Annotated in this window: 17 protein-coding genes; 11 read left to right on the forward strand and 6 right to left on the reverse strand. The window is 65.0% G+C overall.

Annotation, left to right across the window (positions count from 1 at the left end; genetic code table 11):
- Positions 1-2: 2 nt before the first annotated feature.
- The 4 genes from M0209_RS03210 (at position 3) to M0209_RS03225 (ending at position 3,536) form a co-directional block, all read left to right on the forward strand.
- Positions 3-689 (forward strand): biotin--[acetyl-CoA-carboxylase] ligase, encoded by a 687-nt coding sequence (locus M0209_RS03210; RefSeq protein WP_309547085.1) that lies wholly within the window; start codon positions 3-5, stop codon positions 687-689.
- 8 nt (positions 690-697) lie between these two features.
- Positions 698-1,486: a type III pantothenate kinase gene (locus tag M0209_RS03215; RefSeq protein WP_258886863.1), complete on the forward strand. Its 789-nt coding sequence runs from the start codon at positions 698-700 to the stop codon at positions 1,484-1,486.
- Between the two features lie 194 nt (positions 1,487-1,680).
- Positions 1,681-3,258, forward strand: a complete 1,578-nt coding sequence (locus M0209_RS03220) for a ribonuclease J (protein WP_258889551.1) — start codon at positions 1,681-1,683, stop codon at positions 3,256-3,258.
- Positions 3,255-3,536, forward strand: coding sequence for a DUF1467 family protein (locus M0209_RS03225; protein ID WP_258886864.1), 282 nt, complete (start codon positions 3,255-3,257; stop codon positions 3,534-3,536). The genes M0209_RS03220 and M0209_RS03225 overlap by 4 nt, the downstream gene beginning before the upstream one ends.
- Positions 3,537-3,608: 72 nt before the next feature.
- Here the strand turns inward: M0209_RS03225 and M0209_RS03230 are convergent, their stop codons facing one another.
- Together M0209_RS03230 and M0209_RS03235 are read right to left on the reverse strand one after the other, a co-directional pair.
- On the reverse strand, positions 3,609-3,833 hold the full coding sequence (locus tag M0209_RS03230; protein WP_258886865.1) for a hypothetical protein: 225 nt from the start codon (positions 3,831-3,833) through the stop codon (positions 3,609-3,611).
- Between the two features lie 416 nt (positions 3,834-4,249).
- A complete protein-coding gene (locus M0209_RS03235; RefSeq protein ID WP_258886866.1) occupies positions 4,250-6,526 on the reverse strand; it encodes a hypothetical protein in 2,277 nt (758 codons plus the stop codon).
- 81 nt (positions 6,527-6,607) lie between these two features.
- On the opposite strand from M0209_RS03235, the gene M0209_RS03240 reads away from it, so the two are divergent.
- The 3 genes from M0209_RS03240 (at position 6,608) to M0209_RS03250 (ending at position 9,551) form a co-directional block, all read left to right on the forward strand.
- On the forward strand, positions 6,608-6,919 hold the full coding sequence (locus M0209_RS03240) for an Hpt domain-containing protein (RefSeq protein WP_258886867.1): 312 nt from the start codon (positions 6,608-6,610) through the stop codon (positions 6,917-6,919).
- 65 nt (positions 6,920-6,984) lie between these two features.
- Positions 6,985-8,157, forward strand: coding sequence for a hypothetical protein (locus M0209_RS03245; protein WP_258886868.1), 1,173 nt, complete (start codon positions 6,985-6,987; stop codon positions 8,155-8,157).
- A gap of 35 nt (positions 8,158-8,192) precedes the next feature.
- A complete protein-coding gene (locus M0209_RS03250; RefSeq protein WP_258886869.1) occupies positions 8,193-9,551 on the forward strand; it encodes a sensor histidine kinase KdpD in 1,359 nt (452 codons plus the stop codon).
- On the opposite strand, the gene M0209_RS03255 is transcribed toward M0209_RS03250, so the two are convergent.
- Positions 9,548-10,831, reverse strand: coding sequence for a citrate synthase (locus M0209_RS03255; RefSeq protein ID WP_258886870.1), 1,284 nt, complete (start codon positions 10,829-10,831; stop codon positions 9,548-9,550). The two genes, M0209_RS03250 and M0209_RS03255, sit on opposite strands and share 4 nt — an antisense overlap.
- Before the next feature lie 16 nt (positions 10,832-10,847).
- Complete coding sequence (gltX, locus tag M0209_RS03260) at positions 10,848-12,263, reverse strand: glutamate--tRNA ligase (RefSeq protein WP_258886871.1); 1,416 nt, start codon at positions 12,261-12,263, stop codon at positions 10,848-10,850.
- A 26-nt stretch (positions 12,264-12,289) separates the two neighbouring features.
- Between gltX and M0209_RS03265 the strand changes: the two genes are divergently transcribed.
- The 4 genes from M0209_RS03265 to M0209_RS03280 all read left to right on the forward strand — a co-directional run bounded on the left by M0209_RS03265 (position 12,290) and on the right by M0209_RS03280 (position 15,976).
- A complete protein-coding gene (locus tag M0209_RS03265; RefSeq protein WP_258886872.1) occupies positions 12,290-14,407 on the forward strand; it encodes a ComEC/Rec2 family competence protein in 2,118 nt (705 codons plus the stop codon).
- 274 nt (positions 14,408-14,681) lie between these two features.
- A complete protein-coding gene (locus M0209_RS03270) occupies positions 14,682-14,912 on the forward strand; it encodes a hypothetical protein (RefSeq protein ID WP_258886873.1) in 231 nt (76 codons plus the stop codon).
- Positions 14,899-15,225, forward strand: coding sequence for a type II toxin-antitoxin system PemK/MazF family toxin (locus M0209_RS03275; protein ID WP_258886874.1), 327 nt, complete (start codon positions 14,899-14,901; stop codon positions 15,223-15,225). Before M0209_RS03270 ends, M0209_RS03275 begins: the two co-directional genes overlap by 14 nt.
- 40 nt (positions 15,226-15,265) lie before the next feature.
- Positions 15,266-15,976, forward strand: coding sequence for an AbiV family abortive infection protein (locus M0209_RS03280; protein WP_258886875.1), 711 nt, complete (start codon positions 15,266-15,268; stop codon positions 15,974-15,976).
- A 53-nt stretch (positions 15,977-16,029) separates the two neighbouring features.
- Here M0209_RS03280 and M0209_RS03285 read toward each other — a convergent pair whose 3' ends face one another.
- Positions 16,030-16,260, reverse strand: coding sequence for a type II toxin-antitoxin system HicB family antitoxin (locus M0209_RS03285; RefSeq protein WP_258886876.1), 231 nt, complete (start codon positions 16,258-16,260; stop codon positions 16,030-16,032).
- Between the two features lie 189 nt (positions 16,261-16,449).
- Entirely contained in the window at positions 16,450-17,124 is a 675-nt protein-coding gene (gene lexA, locus M0209_RS03290; protein ID WP_258886877.1) for a transcriptional repressor LexA, read from the reverse strand.

Raw genomic sequence — 17,124 nt, forward strand, 5'->3', positions numbered from 1 at the left:
TCCTGCGCGTCGTCGAGACGGGCTCCACCAATGCCGATATGCTCGCGCTTGCTGCCAGTGGCAGCGTCCACGAGGGGGACTGGCTGATCGCCGAACGTCAGACCGCCGGACGCGGGCGGCAGGGCAGGGCTTGGGTGTCGCCACCGGGTAATCTCTATGCGAGCGGGCTAGTCGAACTGCGCGCGGGTGACCCGCCAGCGTCAACTCTGGCATTGATTGCGGGTCTAGCAGTAGTCGATGCGCTGGGCGTGTCGGGGGTGTCGCTGAAATGGCCGAACGATGTTTTGGCGGGGAGCGCCAAACTCGCCGGCATCCTGCTTGAACGCCAAAACGACGCGGTCGTGATCGGTGTTGGGGCCAACCTCGCCCATCTTCCCGATCTCCCCGACCGTCCGACGATGAGCCTGGCAGCCTTGGGTGTGACGATGTCTGCGGATACGGCAATTTCGGCGCTGGTACCGGCCTTTGCTCGCTGGCTGGACCTTTGGCGCACCGCAGGGTTGCCCGCGATCCGTACGGCTTGGCTCGACCGTGCCCACCCCGTTGGCACGCCACTCGCCGCCGCACTGCCCGACGGCACCCGCATAGAGGGCAGCTTTGACGGCCTTACCCCCGATTGTGCCCTGCAACTGCGCTTGGCGGATGGCACGACCCGTGTCATTCACGCGGGCGACGTTTTTCTGATCTGAGACCAATTATGCTGCTCGCCATCGACGCCGGAAATACCAACATCAAGTTCGCGCTGGTCAATGACGACGGCACCCCGCGCAGTCGCTGGCGGATCGCGACCGATGCGCGTCGCACGGCGGACGAATATGCGGTGTGGCTGATCCGCCTGATCGAGCTCGAAGGGCTGACGCGCGAGGTGGTGACCGATGTCGCGATCTCGACCGTCGTTCCGCGCGCGCTCTACAACATCCAGTCGCTCGCCCTGAAATACTTCGGCGTCGAGGCATTGGTCGCGGGGCGCGCACCGCTGGAATACGGTATCGCGCTCGACGTCGACGAGCCGCGTTCCGTGGGATCCGACCGTGCCTGCAACGCGATTGCCGCGCATGCCGGGCACCCGGGCGACCTCATCGTGATCAGTTTCGGTACCGCGACGACCATCGACCATGTCGATTTCAGCGGCGCGTATAAGGGCGGGATTATCGCGCCGGGGCTGAACCTGTCGCTCGATGCGCTGGTCGCGGCGGCAGCCAAACTGCCCCGCATCGCGATCGAGGCCCCCGCCACCGATACCGTCATCGGGCGCACGACCGAGAGCCAGATGCTGATCGGCATTTATTGGGGCTATGTCGCGATGATCGAGGGATTGGTGTCGCGGATGAAGGCCGAGATCGGACGGCCCGTACAGGTGATCGCCACCGGCGGGCTGGCCGCTTTGTTTCAACAACATTCGCATTTGTTCGATTCGGTCGACGCCGACCTGACGCTGAAGGGATTGTCGCTGCTCTGGCGGCGAAGCGTTAAAGCGCCTATGTAACAGGTGAGCCGTGCTCCTGCGAAGGCAGGAGCCGTGGCAACACTTCCCAATCTCCGGTCGGCAGGGCTCCTGCTTTCGCAGGAGCACATGCTTTCCGTTCGGCGGAAAGTAGACAGATTACGAATGGAAATTTCTTGACCACCCCCAAAAACGAACTCCTCTTCCTCGCGCTCGGCGGGTCCGACGAAATCGGCATGAACGTCAACCTCTACGGGTGCGACGGCAAATGGCTGATGGTCGATCTCGGCCTGACCTTTGCGAACAACGAATATCCCGGCGTCGACCTTGTCCTGCCCGACCTCGAATTTATCGAGGCCCGCCGCAAGGATCTGGTCGGCATCGTCCTGACCCACGGCCATGAAGACCATATCGGTGCGATCCCGTATCTTGCCGCCGATCTCGGCGTGCCGCTTTACGCCAATCCGTTCACCGCAACCTTGATTCGAGGGAAACTCGATGAAGAGGGCCTATCCAAAGAGGTGAAAGTCAACGTCGTGAAGCCTGGGCAGAAGCTACAGCTCGGGCCGTTCGGCATCGAACTGGTCCGCCTCGCGCACTCGATCCCCGATATGGACGCGTGTCTCATCGAGACGCCCTATGGCCGCGTGTTCCACACCGGCGACTGGAAGCTCGACGACGACCAAGTGCTCGGCAAGTCCGCGACCGAGACCGAGATGCGCGCCATCGGCGACAAGGGTATTTTGGCGCTTGTGTGCGATTCCACCAACGCGTTCAACGCCGAGGCATCGGGTACCGAGGGCAGCGTGCGTGACGGCCTGATGAAGGCGGTCGGAGCGGCCGAGGGGCGTGTCATCGTCACCAGTTTCGCCTCGAACGCGGCGCGTCTGGCGACGCTGGGGCAGGTGGCGAAGGCGAACGGGCGTACCTTGACAGTCGCCGGTCGTTCGCTCGACCGTATCGTCAACGCCGCGCGCCAGAACGGTTACCTGAAGGATTTCCCCGAGACTGTCGATTTCGACACGGCAATGCGGTTGCCGGGAAACAAGAGCCTCGTCATCGCGACCGGGGGGCAGGGCGAAGATCGCGCGGCACTCGCGCGCATCGCGTTCGACCAGCACCAGATCAAGGTGACCGACGGCGACACCGTCATCTTCTCGTCGAAACAGATTCCCGGCAACGAAGTCGCCATCGGCCGCATCCAGAACGCCCTTGCGCGCAAGAATGTCATCATGGTCACCGAGAAACAGGCGCATGTGCATGTGTCGGGCCATCCCGGACGGCCCGAACTTGCCAAGATGTACGAATGGATCCGGCCCGAGATGCTGATCCCGGTGCACGGCGAACGACGTCATATGGCCGAACAGGCACGCTTCGGGCTGAGTCAGGGTGTGCCGCGCGCGCTGATCCAGTCGAACGGCGATGTCGTCCGCCTCGCGCCTAAGGGGCCGTCGATCACGGGCAAGGAGCGCACCGGGCGACTGGTGCTCGACGGCGACGTCATCCTGCCCGCCGACGGTGCCACTATCGGCGAACGGCGGCGGCTGTCGCAGTACGGCGTCATTTCCGTCGCGGTGGCGGTCGATCGCAGCTGGCAGCTCGTCGGCAGCCCGCAGGTCCGCATCCAGGGCGTCCCCGTCGAGGAGGACCGCGACGACTTCCTGTCCGAAGCGCGCGACGAAGCCGCGGCGGCTATCGGCAAGGAGCGCAACGAGGACAAGTTGCGCGAGAAGATCAGGCTCGCGGTGCGCCGCGTCGCGACCGACTGGACCGGCAAGAAACCGATTGTCGAGGTGATGGTGCTGCAGGCGTGAAAATCCAGTCGGCGATCGCGATCTACGCCCTGTTCTGGGTCTTGAGCGCGTTCGTCGTCATGCCGTTCGGCGTGCGGACGCATGACGAGGCGGGGGCGGCGAAAGTGCCGGGTCAGGCCGACAGCGCGCCTTTCAACTTTCAGCCGTGGCGGATCGTGCGCCGCACGACCGTGGTCGCCAGCATCGCATTCGGACTGTTCCTGCTGAACTACACCTATGGCTGGGTGACGCCGCAATCGCTCGACGTGTTCACGCCGCGCGAGTTGCGCGGGAATTAGGGGCGAGATGGCGGAAAGTGGTGGGAACGGACAGGCTGCTTTTGGCCCCGAGATAGAAAATCCGGACGAACGCTATATCCTGCCGCGCTTGTTTTGGGCGATCACCTCGGGATCATACGGGCCGACCTTCTTTCGTTTGTTCCGAACGGACACGATGAGGATCGAGACAGCCGCAGGACCTATGATGAGCTGGAGGTTCTGAAACACACCTGCACCGGGGACGTAGCTACCCCACCATAGCAGTAATCCCACCGCCAACCCGATCACGATCCCGACTGTCATATTCCACGGCTTCATTGGGGCAGCATCGTGGATACGCGCTACGTGCGCAAGTGGGGCGAAAGCCGTCTGTCAGCTTTTGCATCTGTCCCAGAAAAATCCCGCCCCCTCCTCGCTCGTCGCCCCGTGCTTGACACGGGGTTAGGCTTCTTTGGCCGCCATAGTCGATGAACGAACCTGTCGGCGGGCAGACCTCAAGGGTGGCCCGCTGCATCGAGAACAGGGCGACGCGGGTTGGCTAGCGATGCGGTGCAAGACAGACTTTCCTACACAGTTTGTTTTTGTTATGTTCCAGATACCGATTCGTCTGCCCGTTCTTTCAAATCGTCGAAGCGCACGAGCAATGGCCGATACGCCTCAGGGCAGTGTCGCAAGCCTCGCCGGGAACATGTTTCAGGTGTGAACTTTGTGACCTTTGGCAGATTTCCGCCGTTTCAGGTCCGCAGTCGCTCGATGGCCTGCGCCAGTGCGACGTAGAGCTTGCCCATGTCCGACGACAGCAAGGTCACTCCCAGCGGCGAGCCTGCACGGGTTGCCAGCACATTTCGCAGCATCGCCTCGAAGTCGTGGACGTAGCGGTTGACCTGGTCGCGGAACTCGGGCTCGTCGTTATAATGCCGCGCGATCTCGCGGACTTCGCCGGCGTCGAGCAGCCGGACCGCGCGGCGGGTAAAGACGCCGCGGTCGCCCCTGAGATAGGCACCCCAGGCGCTGTCGCTGACGTCGTTCGACAGGATCTTGGTTACGTCGATGGCGGTCGAGTTGAGCGATTCGATCAGCAGCGCGACTCGGCGCGCGAAGTTGTCGCGGTCGGCATCCTCGATCTCGCCACGTGCCTCGCCGATCCGCGCTTCGATCTGCGCACTGGTCTCGGCAATGGTCAGCATCTGGCGCATCAGCCGGTCCGATGCACTGTTGGCCGAGGCGACGGCGCGCTCGGCGGTCGCGGCAAGCTCGCCGATCTGCGCCTCGACCTGACTGGTCACGGCTTGTTGCAACGCTTCCTTGACGGCGGCGGACAAGCGGTCGGCGCTGTCGGGGACGACGGCGGCAAGCGCGTCCTTCGCGCGATCGGCGGCGACCTGCGCGGTTTCGCGGACGCGCAGCATGGCCTCGACGAGTGTGTTGGTCGCCCCTTCAGCAATGTCGCGGGTGCGCGCATCGGCCCCCTCCACAGCGGCAACAAGGTCGTCGGCCGAGGCTTTGCCCGCAGCAAGCCGCGTTTCGAGTTCGTCGCCGAGCGAATCGAGCGCGGCGCGCTGTCCGGCCAGCAGTTTCTCCGCATCGAGCAGCCGGTCGAGCGCCGCATTTGCGGCGCGTTCGATGTCGGCCACCTCGGGCGTGATTTCGGCGATCCGGGTGCGGCTTGCTTCGACCCGTGTATCGAGCGTCGCAAAAGCGGTCGGCAGGCTCTCTTCGACATCGCGTGCCACCGCATCGAGCGCGGTCAGCAAGGTTTCGGTCTTACCGATCATTGCCTCTGCCGAAGTGCCGCCGCGTTCCAATGCGCCAGCCAGTGTATCGGCATGGCTGGCAAGACCCGACAGCGCGGTCGAAAGTCGGTCGTGGCGCGCCTCGGCCCCAGCGTCGATCACCCCGAACCGCTCATCGATCCGGTCGATCCCCGACGAGACGCCATAAATCAGACGGGTACTGCTTTCCTCATGGCTGGCGAGGAGGGCGCCCAGCGCGTTTAGTCGCGTCGTTACGTCCTCGACGCGCTTCGACAGCGCTTCGCCGGCGTCTTCGCCAGTACGGGCGAGCGCCGCTTCGCTCTGTTCGACCAGCGCGCGCATGGCAGAACCCTGCGCTTCCATGCCCTGGCGCGCGGCATCGCCCGCTTCGGCAGCGCGAAGCAGGGCAGCGTCGATCGCCGATGTCATTGTCCCCGCCGCTTCGACCAGCCGTGCACTGGCGGCTTCGCTGACGCCGTCGACGCGGGCGAGATGGGCCGCGAGTTTCTGCGCGGCACCGCCTGCGACTTCGTCGGCCTCGCGGCTGCGCGCGACCAGCGCGGCAATCTGGGCGTCGAGCGCGCCGGTGCGTTCGTGCGCGGCAAGGCCGGCGGCATCGAGCGTGGCGGTCATTTCGACCGTCTGGGCCTGTGCTTTGGGCATATCGCCGAGCAGCGCGGTCAATTCGCTGCGCGCGCCCTGCGACGAGTGGTGCAGCGCCTCGGCGTCGCGCGACAGGGTGGCGATGTCGCCGCGCAGATGCTCGGCAACGGCACGCAGGCGCTCGGCAGCGTCCTCGCCGATCATGGTCAGCCGGTCGGCCTGCTCGGCGATATCGGCCCGTTCGGTCTCGATGCGGGCAGTGACACTGGCGAAGATCGCTTCGATCCGCCCCTGTTCGCCACGTAGTGCCGCCGATACGCGACCGAAACGGGTGGCCTCGCTGCGGCTGGTGCGGACGACCAGCAAATAAAGCAGCGCGATCAGGACGAGCGGTGGAACCGCGCCTTCGACCAGCGCAACCGCGCCCAACAATGTCAGGGGTCCGTCAATAACCGCTTGATTGGCAAGGCCGAAAATAACGAGCCAGCCCAGTGCCGCAACCAGCGCAAGCGCACCGGCGACTACGGAAAACCGATCGGACGGTGGCGCATCGATCTCGTCCTCAAGCAGCAAAGGCGGTTCGGCCTGCGGCGCAATGGCCGCATCCTCCTCATGGCCAAGCCATTGGCTGGCAGCTTGCGATCCCCCGTTCATGCGCCCCGTTTACCATATTTATTCGTTTTTGCGAAAACAGTTGAAACACAGCGTTAAGCCTGTGTCGATAGAGATCGCCGAATGGCCTATGATCCCGGAGCCCTGGAAGCCACGCTGGCCGCCGTTGCGGGCGAGCAGGGCGCGCTGATTGCCGAGTTGCGCGCAGCGTTTTTCGAAGGTGCCGACGGGCATGTGACCGCGATGAAAGCGGCGACCGCGCAGCCGGTGTGGGAACAGGCGGCGCTGCGTCTGCGGAGCTTGGCAGCCAGTTTCGGACTCCAGCGTGTCATGGACGCCGCGCGCGATGCGACGTCGGTGCCTTGCGGCGACGCCCGCGCACTCCAGCGGATCGAGCGGGCACTGTCGGTGCTTCGACCCGCGGATGGCGGCTGACGGTCGCACGCCCTTTGCGCTTCAAGGCGTGATCGCGTAGCGCGCGGCCCGGTTCGGGGGCGCGTGTGACACTGGCGGCATTGATCATTCTGGAAGACGACGGACCGACGTCGTCGGTGCTCGGGCTGTCCTGGCCCGAATTCCAGCTGCGCCGTGCGGTGCGCGCCGGAGCGCTACACCTTGTGCTGGTCGCCGACCGCGTCGGGCGCGACGTCGTCGAAGCTATCGACCGGCTTCGTGGCGAGGGGCTGCCGGTGACGCTCGCGCGCAGCACGGCGGAGGTCGCCGACCTGTTTCACCCGCAAGAAGCGGTACTGCTGCTGACCGGCAGCAGCATCGTTGCCGACGAGCGGATGAAGGCATTGCTCGCCGAGCCCAAACCGGCGTTGCTGTGCATCGGGGCGGATCGCGCCGGGACGGGGCACGAACTGATCGATGCCCACAGCCACTGGGTCGGCATGGCGCGGCTCGACGGCGCGCAAATCCGCGCGACCGCGAGCATGGCAGGTGACTGGGATTTGGGGTCGATGCTGCTCCGCAAGGCGGTGGCCGCGCGGGCGGGCCGGATCGCGCTCGCGCCCGGCGAGATGCTTGGCGATGCGTCCGACCCTGCGGGTGCGACCGCAGCCTCGCGGTCGCTGGTCGCCGGGGCAGGGCCGCTTGTGCGCGGATGGGGCGCGCGCTGGATCATCGCGCCGCTTGCGCGCCTGGCCGTCCGGCAATTCCCGGCAATCCTGCCCTCGCTGGCGCGTCTCGGGCCATGGGTTGCGATGGCTGCAGTCGTATTGGCGGCGGTGATCCAGCTGCGCCAATGGACTTCGGCGGCCTTGATCGTTTTCCTGGCCGCCCTTTTGGTTGCCACCGCCGCGCAACTTGCCGCTACGGCGACCGGCATTGCGGGGCGAGGTGAACGGTTGTTCCGGCCGGTGCGCGACATCGGCGGTACCGTCCTGCTGGCCCATATCGCCGTGCTCGGCCTGCCCGATTTGACGCCCGGCGTGCTTGCCCTGTGCACCGTTGCTTTCATAGCGCTCGCCGACCGGTTGATCGACCTCGAGCGGGTGAATGACCCCCGCTGGATTGCCGATGCGCCCGGTCATGCCGTCATCCTGTCGGGCGCGAGTATTTTCGGCCCAGCGGGCGTTGTCGGCGGTCTCGCATTTTGCGCGCTGCACGGCCTCGCCAGCCTCTCTTTTTTGCAAAACAGGCTTAGCCGGGTCTTAACCTCGGCGCAGTAGACCGGCACGATGCCGAACACTGTCCGGAATATTGCGTGACCGACATCCCCGCCGATCAGGGCCGGGTCGATGCCGCTGGACGCCTGCAGGCCGCCGATGCGCGGCTGGCAGCGCTCAACGCGCGCGCAGGAGGAGCGGTCGGTGCGCTGGTCGCGGTGCCATCGCTGGCGATGCTGGCGCATCTCGCCGCAACGCTCAAAATGCCGGTGTCGCGCATCGTGCTGGCGGCGGATGGCGACCGCGATGTCGAGTTGCAGGTGCAGGCGCGGCCCGACGGCGATGGTGTCGCGCTCGACATTGGCGGATGGACGCCGCGTGCGCCGCGCTCGTCGTGGCTGGTCGCCGACTGGAAACGCCCGGTCACCGGCGGCGAAGCGGATGCCGACTGGACTTGGGCAACCGACGCGGCCTTGCGTGTGACGGCGGCAAGTTTCGTACCCGGCGAAGAAATGACGGCGGCCTCCGGGATTGTCGGCCAGCCGCTGACCCGGCTGGTGCGGCTGGTAGAGAACGAAGAGGGCAACCTGCCGATCCTCGCTGCCTTGGCAACGGCCTCGTCCTTCTCCGGACAGCGCGCGGTGCGCCGCGACCGTCCCGACGCCGAAATCGAACTGTCGGGCGAGGCCTGCCGTGACGCAGCGGGCAATTTTACCGGATTCGAAGGGAGGGCCACCGCACTCGCGCCCAAAGCCGTCGCGCTCGACGACCTGCCCGCCGCCACCACGGGCGCCGATTTTGCCGAGCGGCTGGGCAAGGCGTTGCGTGCGCCGCTCGACCGGATCGTCGCGCGCGCCGATACGATCAGCGCGCAGGCCGACGGGCCGTTGCGCCGCGACTATGCCGATTATGCCGGGGATATCGGCAGTGCCGCACGTCATTTGCTGGCGCTGGTCGACGATCTCGCCGACCTCGAAGCCGTCGAACGATCGGAATTTGCGATTGCGGGTGAACCAGTCGATCTCGCCGATGTCGCACGGCGGGCGGCGGGCCTGCTCGGGGTGCGCGCGGCGGACAAACAGGTCCGCATCGACCGCCCCGACGTGGACGAAGTGCTGACCGCACGCGGCGACTTCCGTCGCGTGCTGCAAATCCTCGTCAACTTGCTGACCAATGCCGTCCGTTACACCCCGTCGGGCGGGATGGTGTGGCTGCGGACCGAGCAGGATGGCGACAGTGCCGTGGTGGTGGTGGCCGATCAGGGCAAGGGCATAGCACCCGAAGACCATGCGCGCGTCTTCGACAAATTCGAACGCGTCGATCCGTCGGAGCCGGGGGGCAGCGGGCTCGGCCTCTACATTTCCAGGCGGCTGGCGCGGGCGATGGGCGGTGACATCACGCTCGACAGCGCACCGGGGCAGGGCGCACGGTTCGTGCTGACGCTTCCGGTCGTCTAGCGCTTTCCGACGGGAACATAGTCGCGCTGCACCGGCCCCGTGTAGAGCTGGCGCGGGCGACCGATCTTCTGCTCGGGATCGCTGATCATCTCGTTCCACTGCGCGACCCAGCCGACGGTGCGGGCGAGTGCGAACAGCACGGTGAACATCGTCGTCGGGAAACCGATCGCCGACAGGATCACGCCCGAGTAGAAATCGACGTTCGGGTAGAGCTTCTTGTCGATAAAATAGGGGTCATTGAGCGCGATCTGTTCGAGTTCGCGTGCGACATCGAAAATCGGGTCGGTGACGCCCAGTTCCTTGAGCACCTCGTCGGCCGTCTTCTTCATCACCGTCGCGCGCGGGTCGAAATTCTTGTAAACGCGGTGGCCGAAACCCATCAGGCGGAACGGGTCGTCCTTGTTCTTGGCGCGGGCGATATATTCGGGAATGCGGTCGACCGTTCCGATCTCGCGGAGCATCTCCAGCGCCGCTTCGTTCGCGCCGCCGTGTGCCGGTCCCCACAAGCAGGCGATGCCCGCCGCGATACACGCAAACGGGTTTGCGCCGGAAGATCCCGCCAGCCGCACAGTCGAGGTCGAAGCGTTCTGTTCATGGTCGGCGTGGAGGATGAAAATCTTGTCCATCGCTTTTTCGACGACCGGGTTGACCTCATACTCCTCGGCCGGATTGCCGAAGGTCATACGCAGGAAATTGCCGGTGTAGGACAGGCTGTTGCGCGGATAGAGGAACGGCCGCCCGACGCTGTACTGGTACGACATCGCCGCGATCGTCGGCATTTTGGCGATCAGGCGGTGCGACGCGACCATGCGCTGGTGCGGGTCGGTGATGTCGGTCGAATCATGGTAGAACGCCGACAGCGCGCCGACCACACCGCACATGATCGCCATCGGATGCGCGTCGCGCCGGAAGCCGCGATAGAAAGTCGCCATCTGTTCGTGCAGCATGGTGTGGCGGGTGATGGTGGTGGTGAATTTGTCGAGCGTTGCCTTGTCGGGAAGCTCGCCGTTGAGCAGCAGATAGCTGACTTCCATGAAGCTCGACTGTTCGGCGAGCTGGTCGATGGGATAGCCCCGGTGGAGCAAAATGCCTTCGTCGCCGTCGATATAGGTAATCGCCGACTCGCAGCTTGCCGTCGAGGTGAAGCCGGGGTCGAAGGTGAACGCACCGGTCTGGGCATAGAGTTTGCGGATATCGATGACATCGGGGCCGACGCTGCCGCTGCGGACTGAATAATCGAACTCCTTGCCGCCGACCGAAAGTTTCGCCGAATCCGCCATGCCCATGGTCCCTGTGTTAAGCTGCGGGACGCGCATTGCGCCCCGAAATCGCATCGTCAAGCCGCGCCAGCGTCTCCTCGCGCCCGAGCAGCGCCAGCACATCGAAAATACCCGGCGAGGTCGTCCGCCCCGTGAGCGCCGCGCGCAACGGCTGGGCGACCTTGCCAAGACCAAGTCCGGCATCCCCGGCGACCTGCCGCACGGCTTCTTCGAGTGCGGTCGCGGTCCATTCGCTTGCATCGGCCAGCGCGTTACGCACTTGCCCGACCAGCGCGATCCCATCTGATGTTAGCAGAGCCGCCGCGCCCTCGTCGAGAGGCAGCGGTCGCGTGTCGAACAGGAAGCGCGCGCCGTCGGCGATCTCGACTGTCGATTTCGCCCGCGTTTTGAGAACGGGCATTGCGCGGGTCAGCAGCCCGGTGTCGCCGGTGCCGACCATCGGCGCGACAATCCCGGCCAGTCGCGCATCGTCTGCTTCGCGCAGATAATGACCGTTGATGTTGTCGAGCTTCTTGGTGTCGAAGCGCGACGGCGACCGCCCGACCGCATCGATGTCGAACCAGGCGATGGCCTGTTCGCGGGTGATGATCTCGTCGTCGCCGTGGCCCCAGCCGAGCCGCAACAGGTAATTGTTCAGTGCCTCGGGCAGGATACCCAGTTCGTCGCGATAGGCCTCAACACCCAGCGCGCCGTGCCGCTTCGAAAGCTTCGCGCCGTCGGAGCCATGGATGAGAGGCACATGGGCGTAAGTTGGCTCGGGCCATTGCATGGCGCGGATCAGCGCCAACTGCCGGAACGCATTGTTCAGATGATCGTCGCCGCGAATGACGTGCGTCACCGCCATGTCGTGATCGTCGACGACGACGCTGAGCATGTATGTCGGCGTGCCGTCCGACCGCAGCAGGACGAAATCGTCGAGCTCGGCATTCTGCACGGTCACCGGCCCCTGCACGCGGTCTTCGATGGTCACTTCGCCGGTTTGCGGGGCGCGCAGCCGGACGACGAAGGGCAGGTCGGGCGTGTCGGTGCGGTCGCGCCAGCGCCCGTCATAGCGCATCGGCAATTTCGCCGCGCGCTGCGCCTCGCGCATTTCGGTCAGTTCCTCAGGCGTCGCATAGCAGCGATAGGCATGACCATTCGCCAGCAGCGCGTTTGCAACCTCGGCATGGCGGGCGGCGCGGCTGAACTGGTAGATTTCGGGGCCGTCCCAATCGAGGCCCAGCCAGCGCATCCCGTCGAGGATCGCCTCGATTGCGGCATCGGTCGAGCGCGCGCGGTCGGTATCCTCGATCCGCAACAAGAATTTGCCGCCGTGGTGCCGCGCATAGAGCCAGTTGAACAGCGCCGTCCGCGCGCCGCCGATGTGGAGAAACCCCGTCGGCGACGGGGCGAAGCGGGTGACGGGCGGTTTCGAGGCAGGCGTTGCGTTCACGCGAGGGGTGTTCCAGAAATTGCATCATGGATGCGGTGTTCGATTTTGCCCCTAGCACCGATGCTGCACCGCGCAAATCGGGTGGGCGCGACCGCGTCGAGACGTGGCTGGAAGTGCAACGCGACCAGCTGCCGTTGTGGTTGCCGGTGGCGTTCGGGACCGGCGCAGCAGCGTGGTTCGCCCTGCCATCGCCGGGGGCGTGGACCGGCTGGCTGGTCGCGATGGCGGCACTGGTCGCGGCGGCGCTGGCGTTCCCGCTCGGCGGACGGGCTCGGCGGGCGTTGCTGGTGGCGGGACTGGCGGGCGGATTGGGGTTGGCGGGGGCATGGTGGCGGGCCGAGTCGGTCGCCGCCCCCGTACTGGCACGGCCCGTGGTCGCCACCTTCACGGGCAAGGTCGTCGATGTCGAGGTGCAGGCAGCCAAGGACCGCTACCGGGTTACGTTGCTACCCCTCGGCATGCCTACGCTTCCGCCGAAGGTCCGCGTTACCATCGACACCGCCGATGCGCCGCCGGGAATGGCCGAGGGCGACACGCTGTCGCTGCGCGCGCGGCTGGTTGGGCCACCGAACGCGAGCATCCCGGGAGGCTATGATTTCTCGCGCACCGCATGGTTCCTGCGGCTGGGCGCGACGGGCAAGGCGATGGGGAAGGTCGAACGCATTGCCGCTGCGCCCGGATCATCGCCGTTCCGGGCGCGGCTGACCGCGCATATCCGCGACCAGGTGCCGGGCAGCGCTGGCGGGATCGCGGCGGCCTTTGCGACCGGCGACCGGGGCGGGATCGCAACCGAGGACGAGGAAGCGATGCGCGCCTCGGGACTCACGCATTTGTTGTCGGTCAGCGGGCTGCACATCACGGCAGTGGTCGGCGCGGCGATGTTCCTTGCGCTGCGGTTGCTGGCACTCAGTCCGTGGCTCGCCTTGCGCCTGCCGCTGGTAGCGATTTCGGCAGGCGTCGGGGCGCTGGCAGGGATCGGGTATACCTTGCTTACCGGCGCGGAGGTACCGACGATCCGGTCGTGCGTCGCCGCTGTGCTGATCGTGATCGGCATCATGCTCGGGCGACAGGCGTTCACCCTGCGGCTGGTCGCGACCGGCGCGCTGGTCGTGCTGCTGCTCTGGCCCGAGGCGGTGGTCGGGCCGAGTTTCCAGCTGAGCTTTGCTGCGATCACCTCGATCGTGGCGCTCCACGAATGGGGCGTGATGCAGCGGCTGACCTCGCCGCGCGACGAGGGGCCGGTGATGAAGCTCGGGCGCGGGCTAGTCTCATTGCTGGCAACCGGCGTGGTCGTCGAGGCGGCACTGGCCCCCATCGCGCTGTATCATTTCCATAAACAGGGGCTGTTCGGCGCGCTGGCGAACATCGTCGCGATCCCGCTGACGACGTTCGTGACGATGCCGCTCGAGGCGATGGCGCTGATTTTCGATGCGGTTGGCCTGGGCGCGCCGTTCTGGTGGCTGACGGGGCTGTCGCTCGACCTGTTGCTGTGGATCGCGCGGACGGTGGCGGGGTGGCCGGGTGCGGTTGCGGCGCTGCCCTCTGTGCCGGTCGGGGCGTTTGCCGGCATGATCTATGGCGGGCTGTGGCTGATGCTCTGGAAGGGGCGGGTGCGGACGCTGGGGCTGGTGCCGTTCGCGGCCGGCGCGATCTGGGCATTGGCGACCCCGCCGCCCGACCTGCTCGTCACCGGCGACGGGATGCACCTTGCGGTGCGCGGCGATGACGGCAGGCTTGCCACACTGCGTTCGCGGGCAGGCGATTATGTGCGCTCGGTGATGAGCGAACGCTTCGGCGATCTCGGCGAACTCGACGATCTCGATACTTTGAGCGGTGCGGTATGCAGCGACGACGTCTGCCGCCTCGACCTGACGCGCGGCGGGCGGGTGTGGCGCATCGTCGCGACGCGCAGCCGCTACCTGCTGCCCGGGGCCAGCTTCCGCAACGAATGCGCCGCCGCCGATATCGTGGTCAGCGACCGAAGGCTGCCGCCGTGGTGCACGCCGAAATGGTTGAAGGCGGATCGGGTGTTTCTGGCGAAGACGGGCGGGCTGGCGGTGACGCTTGCGGGGGCGAAGGTCGAGACGGTGGCCGACGGGGAGGGGGAGCATCCTTGGGTGGTGGCGCGGCGAGGGGCTCGATAAGCCGCAGAAAACCGCCAAAGGTCACAAAGGTCACACCTGAAACATGTTGTCATTGGTCGACATTGGGCCGCACTTATTGGGGCGATGCCAAATCGTTTCATGCAGCGCGTCGACGATTTGAAAGAGCAAAAGGACGAATCGAAATGTGGAACATAACAGAAACAAATACTGTAGGAAAGTGCCTTTTTGCCGATCTGCGGGAAGGGCATCTCGCATCGGCACATTGCGAATTAACTTATAGTATGTTATGCACTATGCACATTTGGAGGCCAAAGTGCATAAGCGGATGACGATTACGCTCGACGAGGCGGTCTATGACGGCCTGTATCGCACCGTCGGCAAACGCCGGATGAGCCAATTTATAGAGGATCTGGTGCGCCCGCATGTCTCCGGCACCGCGCTCGATGCCGGATATCGCGCGATGGCTGCCGATACCGAGCGCGAGGGCGAAGCAGCCGAATGGATCGAAGCGCTTGCCGCCGACGGTGTCGATGAAGCGCGGTGAAATCTGGTGGGTCGAGTTCGACCCGTCCATCGGCAGCGAAATCCGCAAAACCCGCCCCGCGATCATCCTGAGCAACGACGCCGCCAACCGCAATCTGTCGCGCGTGGTTGTGATCCCGATGTCGTCGAACGTGGCACGGCTTTATCCCGGCGAGGCGCTGGTCAGCATGGCGGGGACGCAGAGCAAGGCGATGGCCGACCAGATCATGGCTGCGGATAAGGTGCGGCTGAAGAGTCGGCTCGGGGTGGTGTCACGGGCGGAGATGGAGGGGGTCGAGGAGGCGATTAAGGTGCATCTGGGGCTGCCGAGGTAGGGGGCTGAAAACCCACAAAGTGGCTTTAGGAGAACGAACCGTGCCTGACAAAGTGACCGAAGGCGATCACACTCTCTTATCAGTCCTATTACAAGGGGCGGAAAAGACCTTCGAGAACGCCGAAAAGCTGTTTCACGAAGCTGAGATTCTTGGCGGGATCGGCGCGACAGCACGTGCACTTTGCTTGCACCAGATTTCTCTTGAGGAGTGCTCCAAGGTCGACAGCCTAGGAGCTTGGACAACGAGCTTAGTGTTGGGTTTCGAAGTCGATCAGAAGAAAGTATTGGCCGCACTTTCCCGACATGCCTCGAAGAACAAGATGAACGCCTACATGCTAGAAGTCTCCCCGGAGGAGTTCGAGGCTCGGGCAAGCGGGGACTGGAAAACGGCTTCTGAGCTGTTCAAGGAATCGCAAAGCCAGTTCCACGCCAGTTCTAACCAAGCGAAAAATGCCTCCTTGTATGTCGATTGGGTTGAAGGTGCTTTCGTCGCCCCGGAGGATCGCATCAATTCGGAAATGTTAGCCGATATCAAAGAGCAAAATGCAACTTTTCTTGGCTATGCATTCAACAATCTCAAGGCATTGAGACGCCTTTTAGCAGCTCCTGACGACTTGCGAGAGCTGATGTTAGATTTTGTCGAACAGGCGCAAAAATTGCGAGCGGACGACTCCACCAATGTTATGGAAGCGTCCAACGCCCTCCTATCCGGCTTCCTCGAAGCTGGAATAGCAAAATTACAAAGGAGATAATGGTCGCTCTCGCGGCGCCGCTCGGGGGTGTAACTTGTGCGTGGTCTATTCGGCTACGCCGCCGACAGCATCGCGTAGATTGCAGGACGATAGCGCGGTTCCGGAACGGGGTCGCCATGCGCCACGGCAGAGGCAATCCACTCGTCGATGGCGACGCGTCCCTCGCGCGCGGCTTCCTCGGGATCGTCGCCGTGCGCGCTGCAGCCTTCGAGGTCGGGGACGTCGGCGATCCAACAGCGGTCGGGTTCGTGCCAGAAGATGTTGATGTGATAATGCGGGGTCATTGTTCGTCCAGCGTCAGGCCGTAGCTCCTCCTCCCCCCTTGTGGGGGAGGCTGGGTGGGGGGCGAGCCGCGTCTGCGGCTCAAAAACGCAACTACTCTTCCCGCTTGTAAGCTGTTTTCAGCGGCAGACGCCGCTGGCCCCCACCCTAGCCCTCCCCACAAGGGGGAGGGAGAAAAGGAGGCCACCGCCTTAATGGTAACGGCGTAAAAGCCCCGCCAGTTTCCCCTGCACCTGCACCTGATGCGCGCCGTACACCTGCGGCTCATACGCTGCGTTGGCGGGGTCGAGCCGCACGCGGGCGCCGTCGGGGCGGAAGTATTTGAGGGTGGCTTCGTTCTCGTCGATCAGCGCGACCACGATTTCGCCGTCGCGGGCGGTGCTGGTCTTGCGGATGAGCGCATAGTCGCCGTCGAGAATGCCGGCCTCGACCATCGAGTCTCCCGACACCTCCAGCGCATAATGTTCGCCCGGGCCGAGCAGCGCGGCGGGGACGGGGAGGGTGGTGTCGCGCTCCATCGCCTCGATCGGCATGCCCGCCGCAATGCGGCCGTGCAGCGGCAGCTCGATGATGTCATTGGCGGGCTGCGGCAGGCGCTTCGGCATTTCGATGACGTTGTCGGGTTTCGCCACCGGTGCCTTGGTCACGCCGCCCTCGGGCAGCTTGGTGACTTCGAGCGCGCGGGCGCGGTTCGGCAGGCGGCGGATGAAGCCGCGTTCCTCGAGCGCGGAAATCAGGCGGTGGACCCCCGATTTCGACTTGAGGTCGAGCGCGTCCTTCATCTCCTCGAACGAGGGCGACACGCCGGTTTCGGCGAGGCGGTCGTTGATGAAACAGATCAGCTCGTGCTGTTTACGGGTCAGCAT

Source organism: Sphingomonas sp. SUN039 (genome assembly GCF_024758725.1).
Lineage (GTDB): Bacteria > Pseudomonadota > Alphaproteobacteria > Sphingomonadales > Sphingomonadaceae > Sphingomonas_O.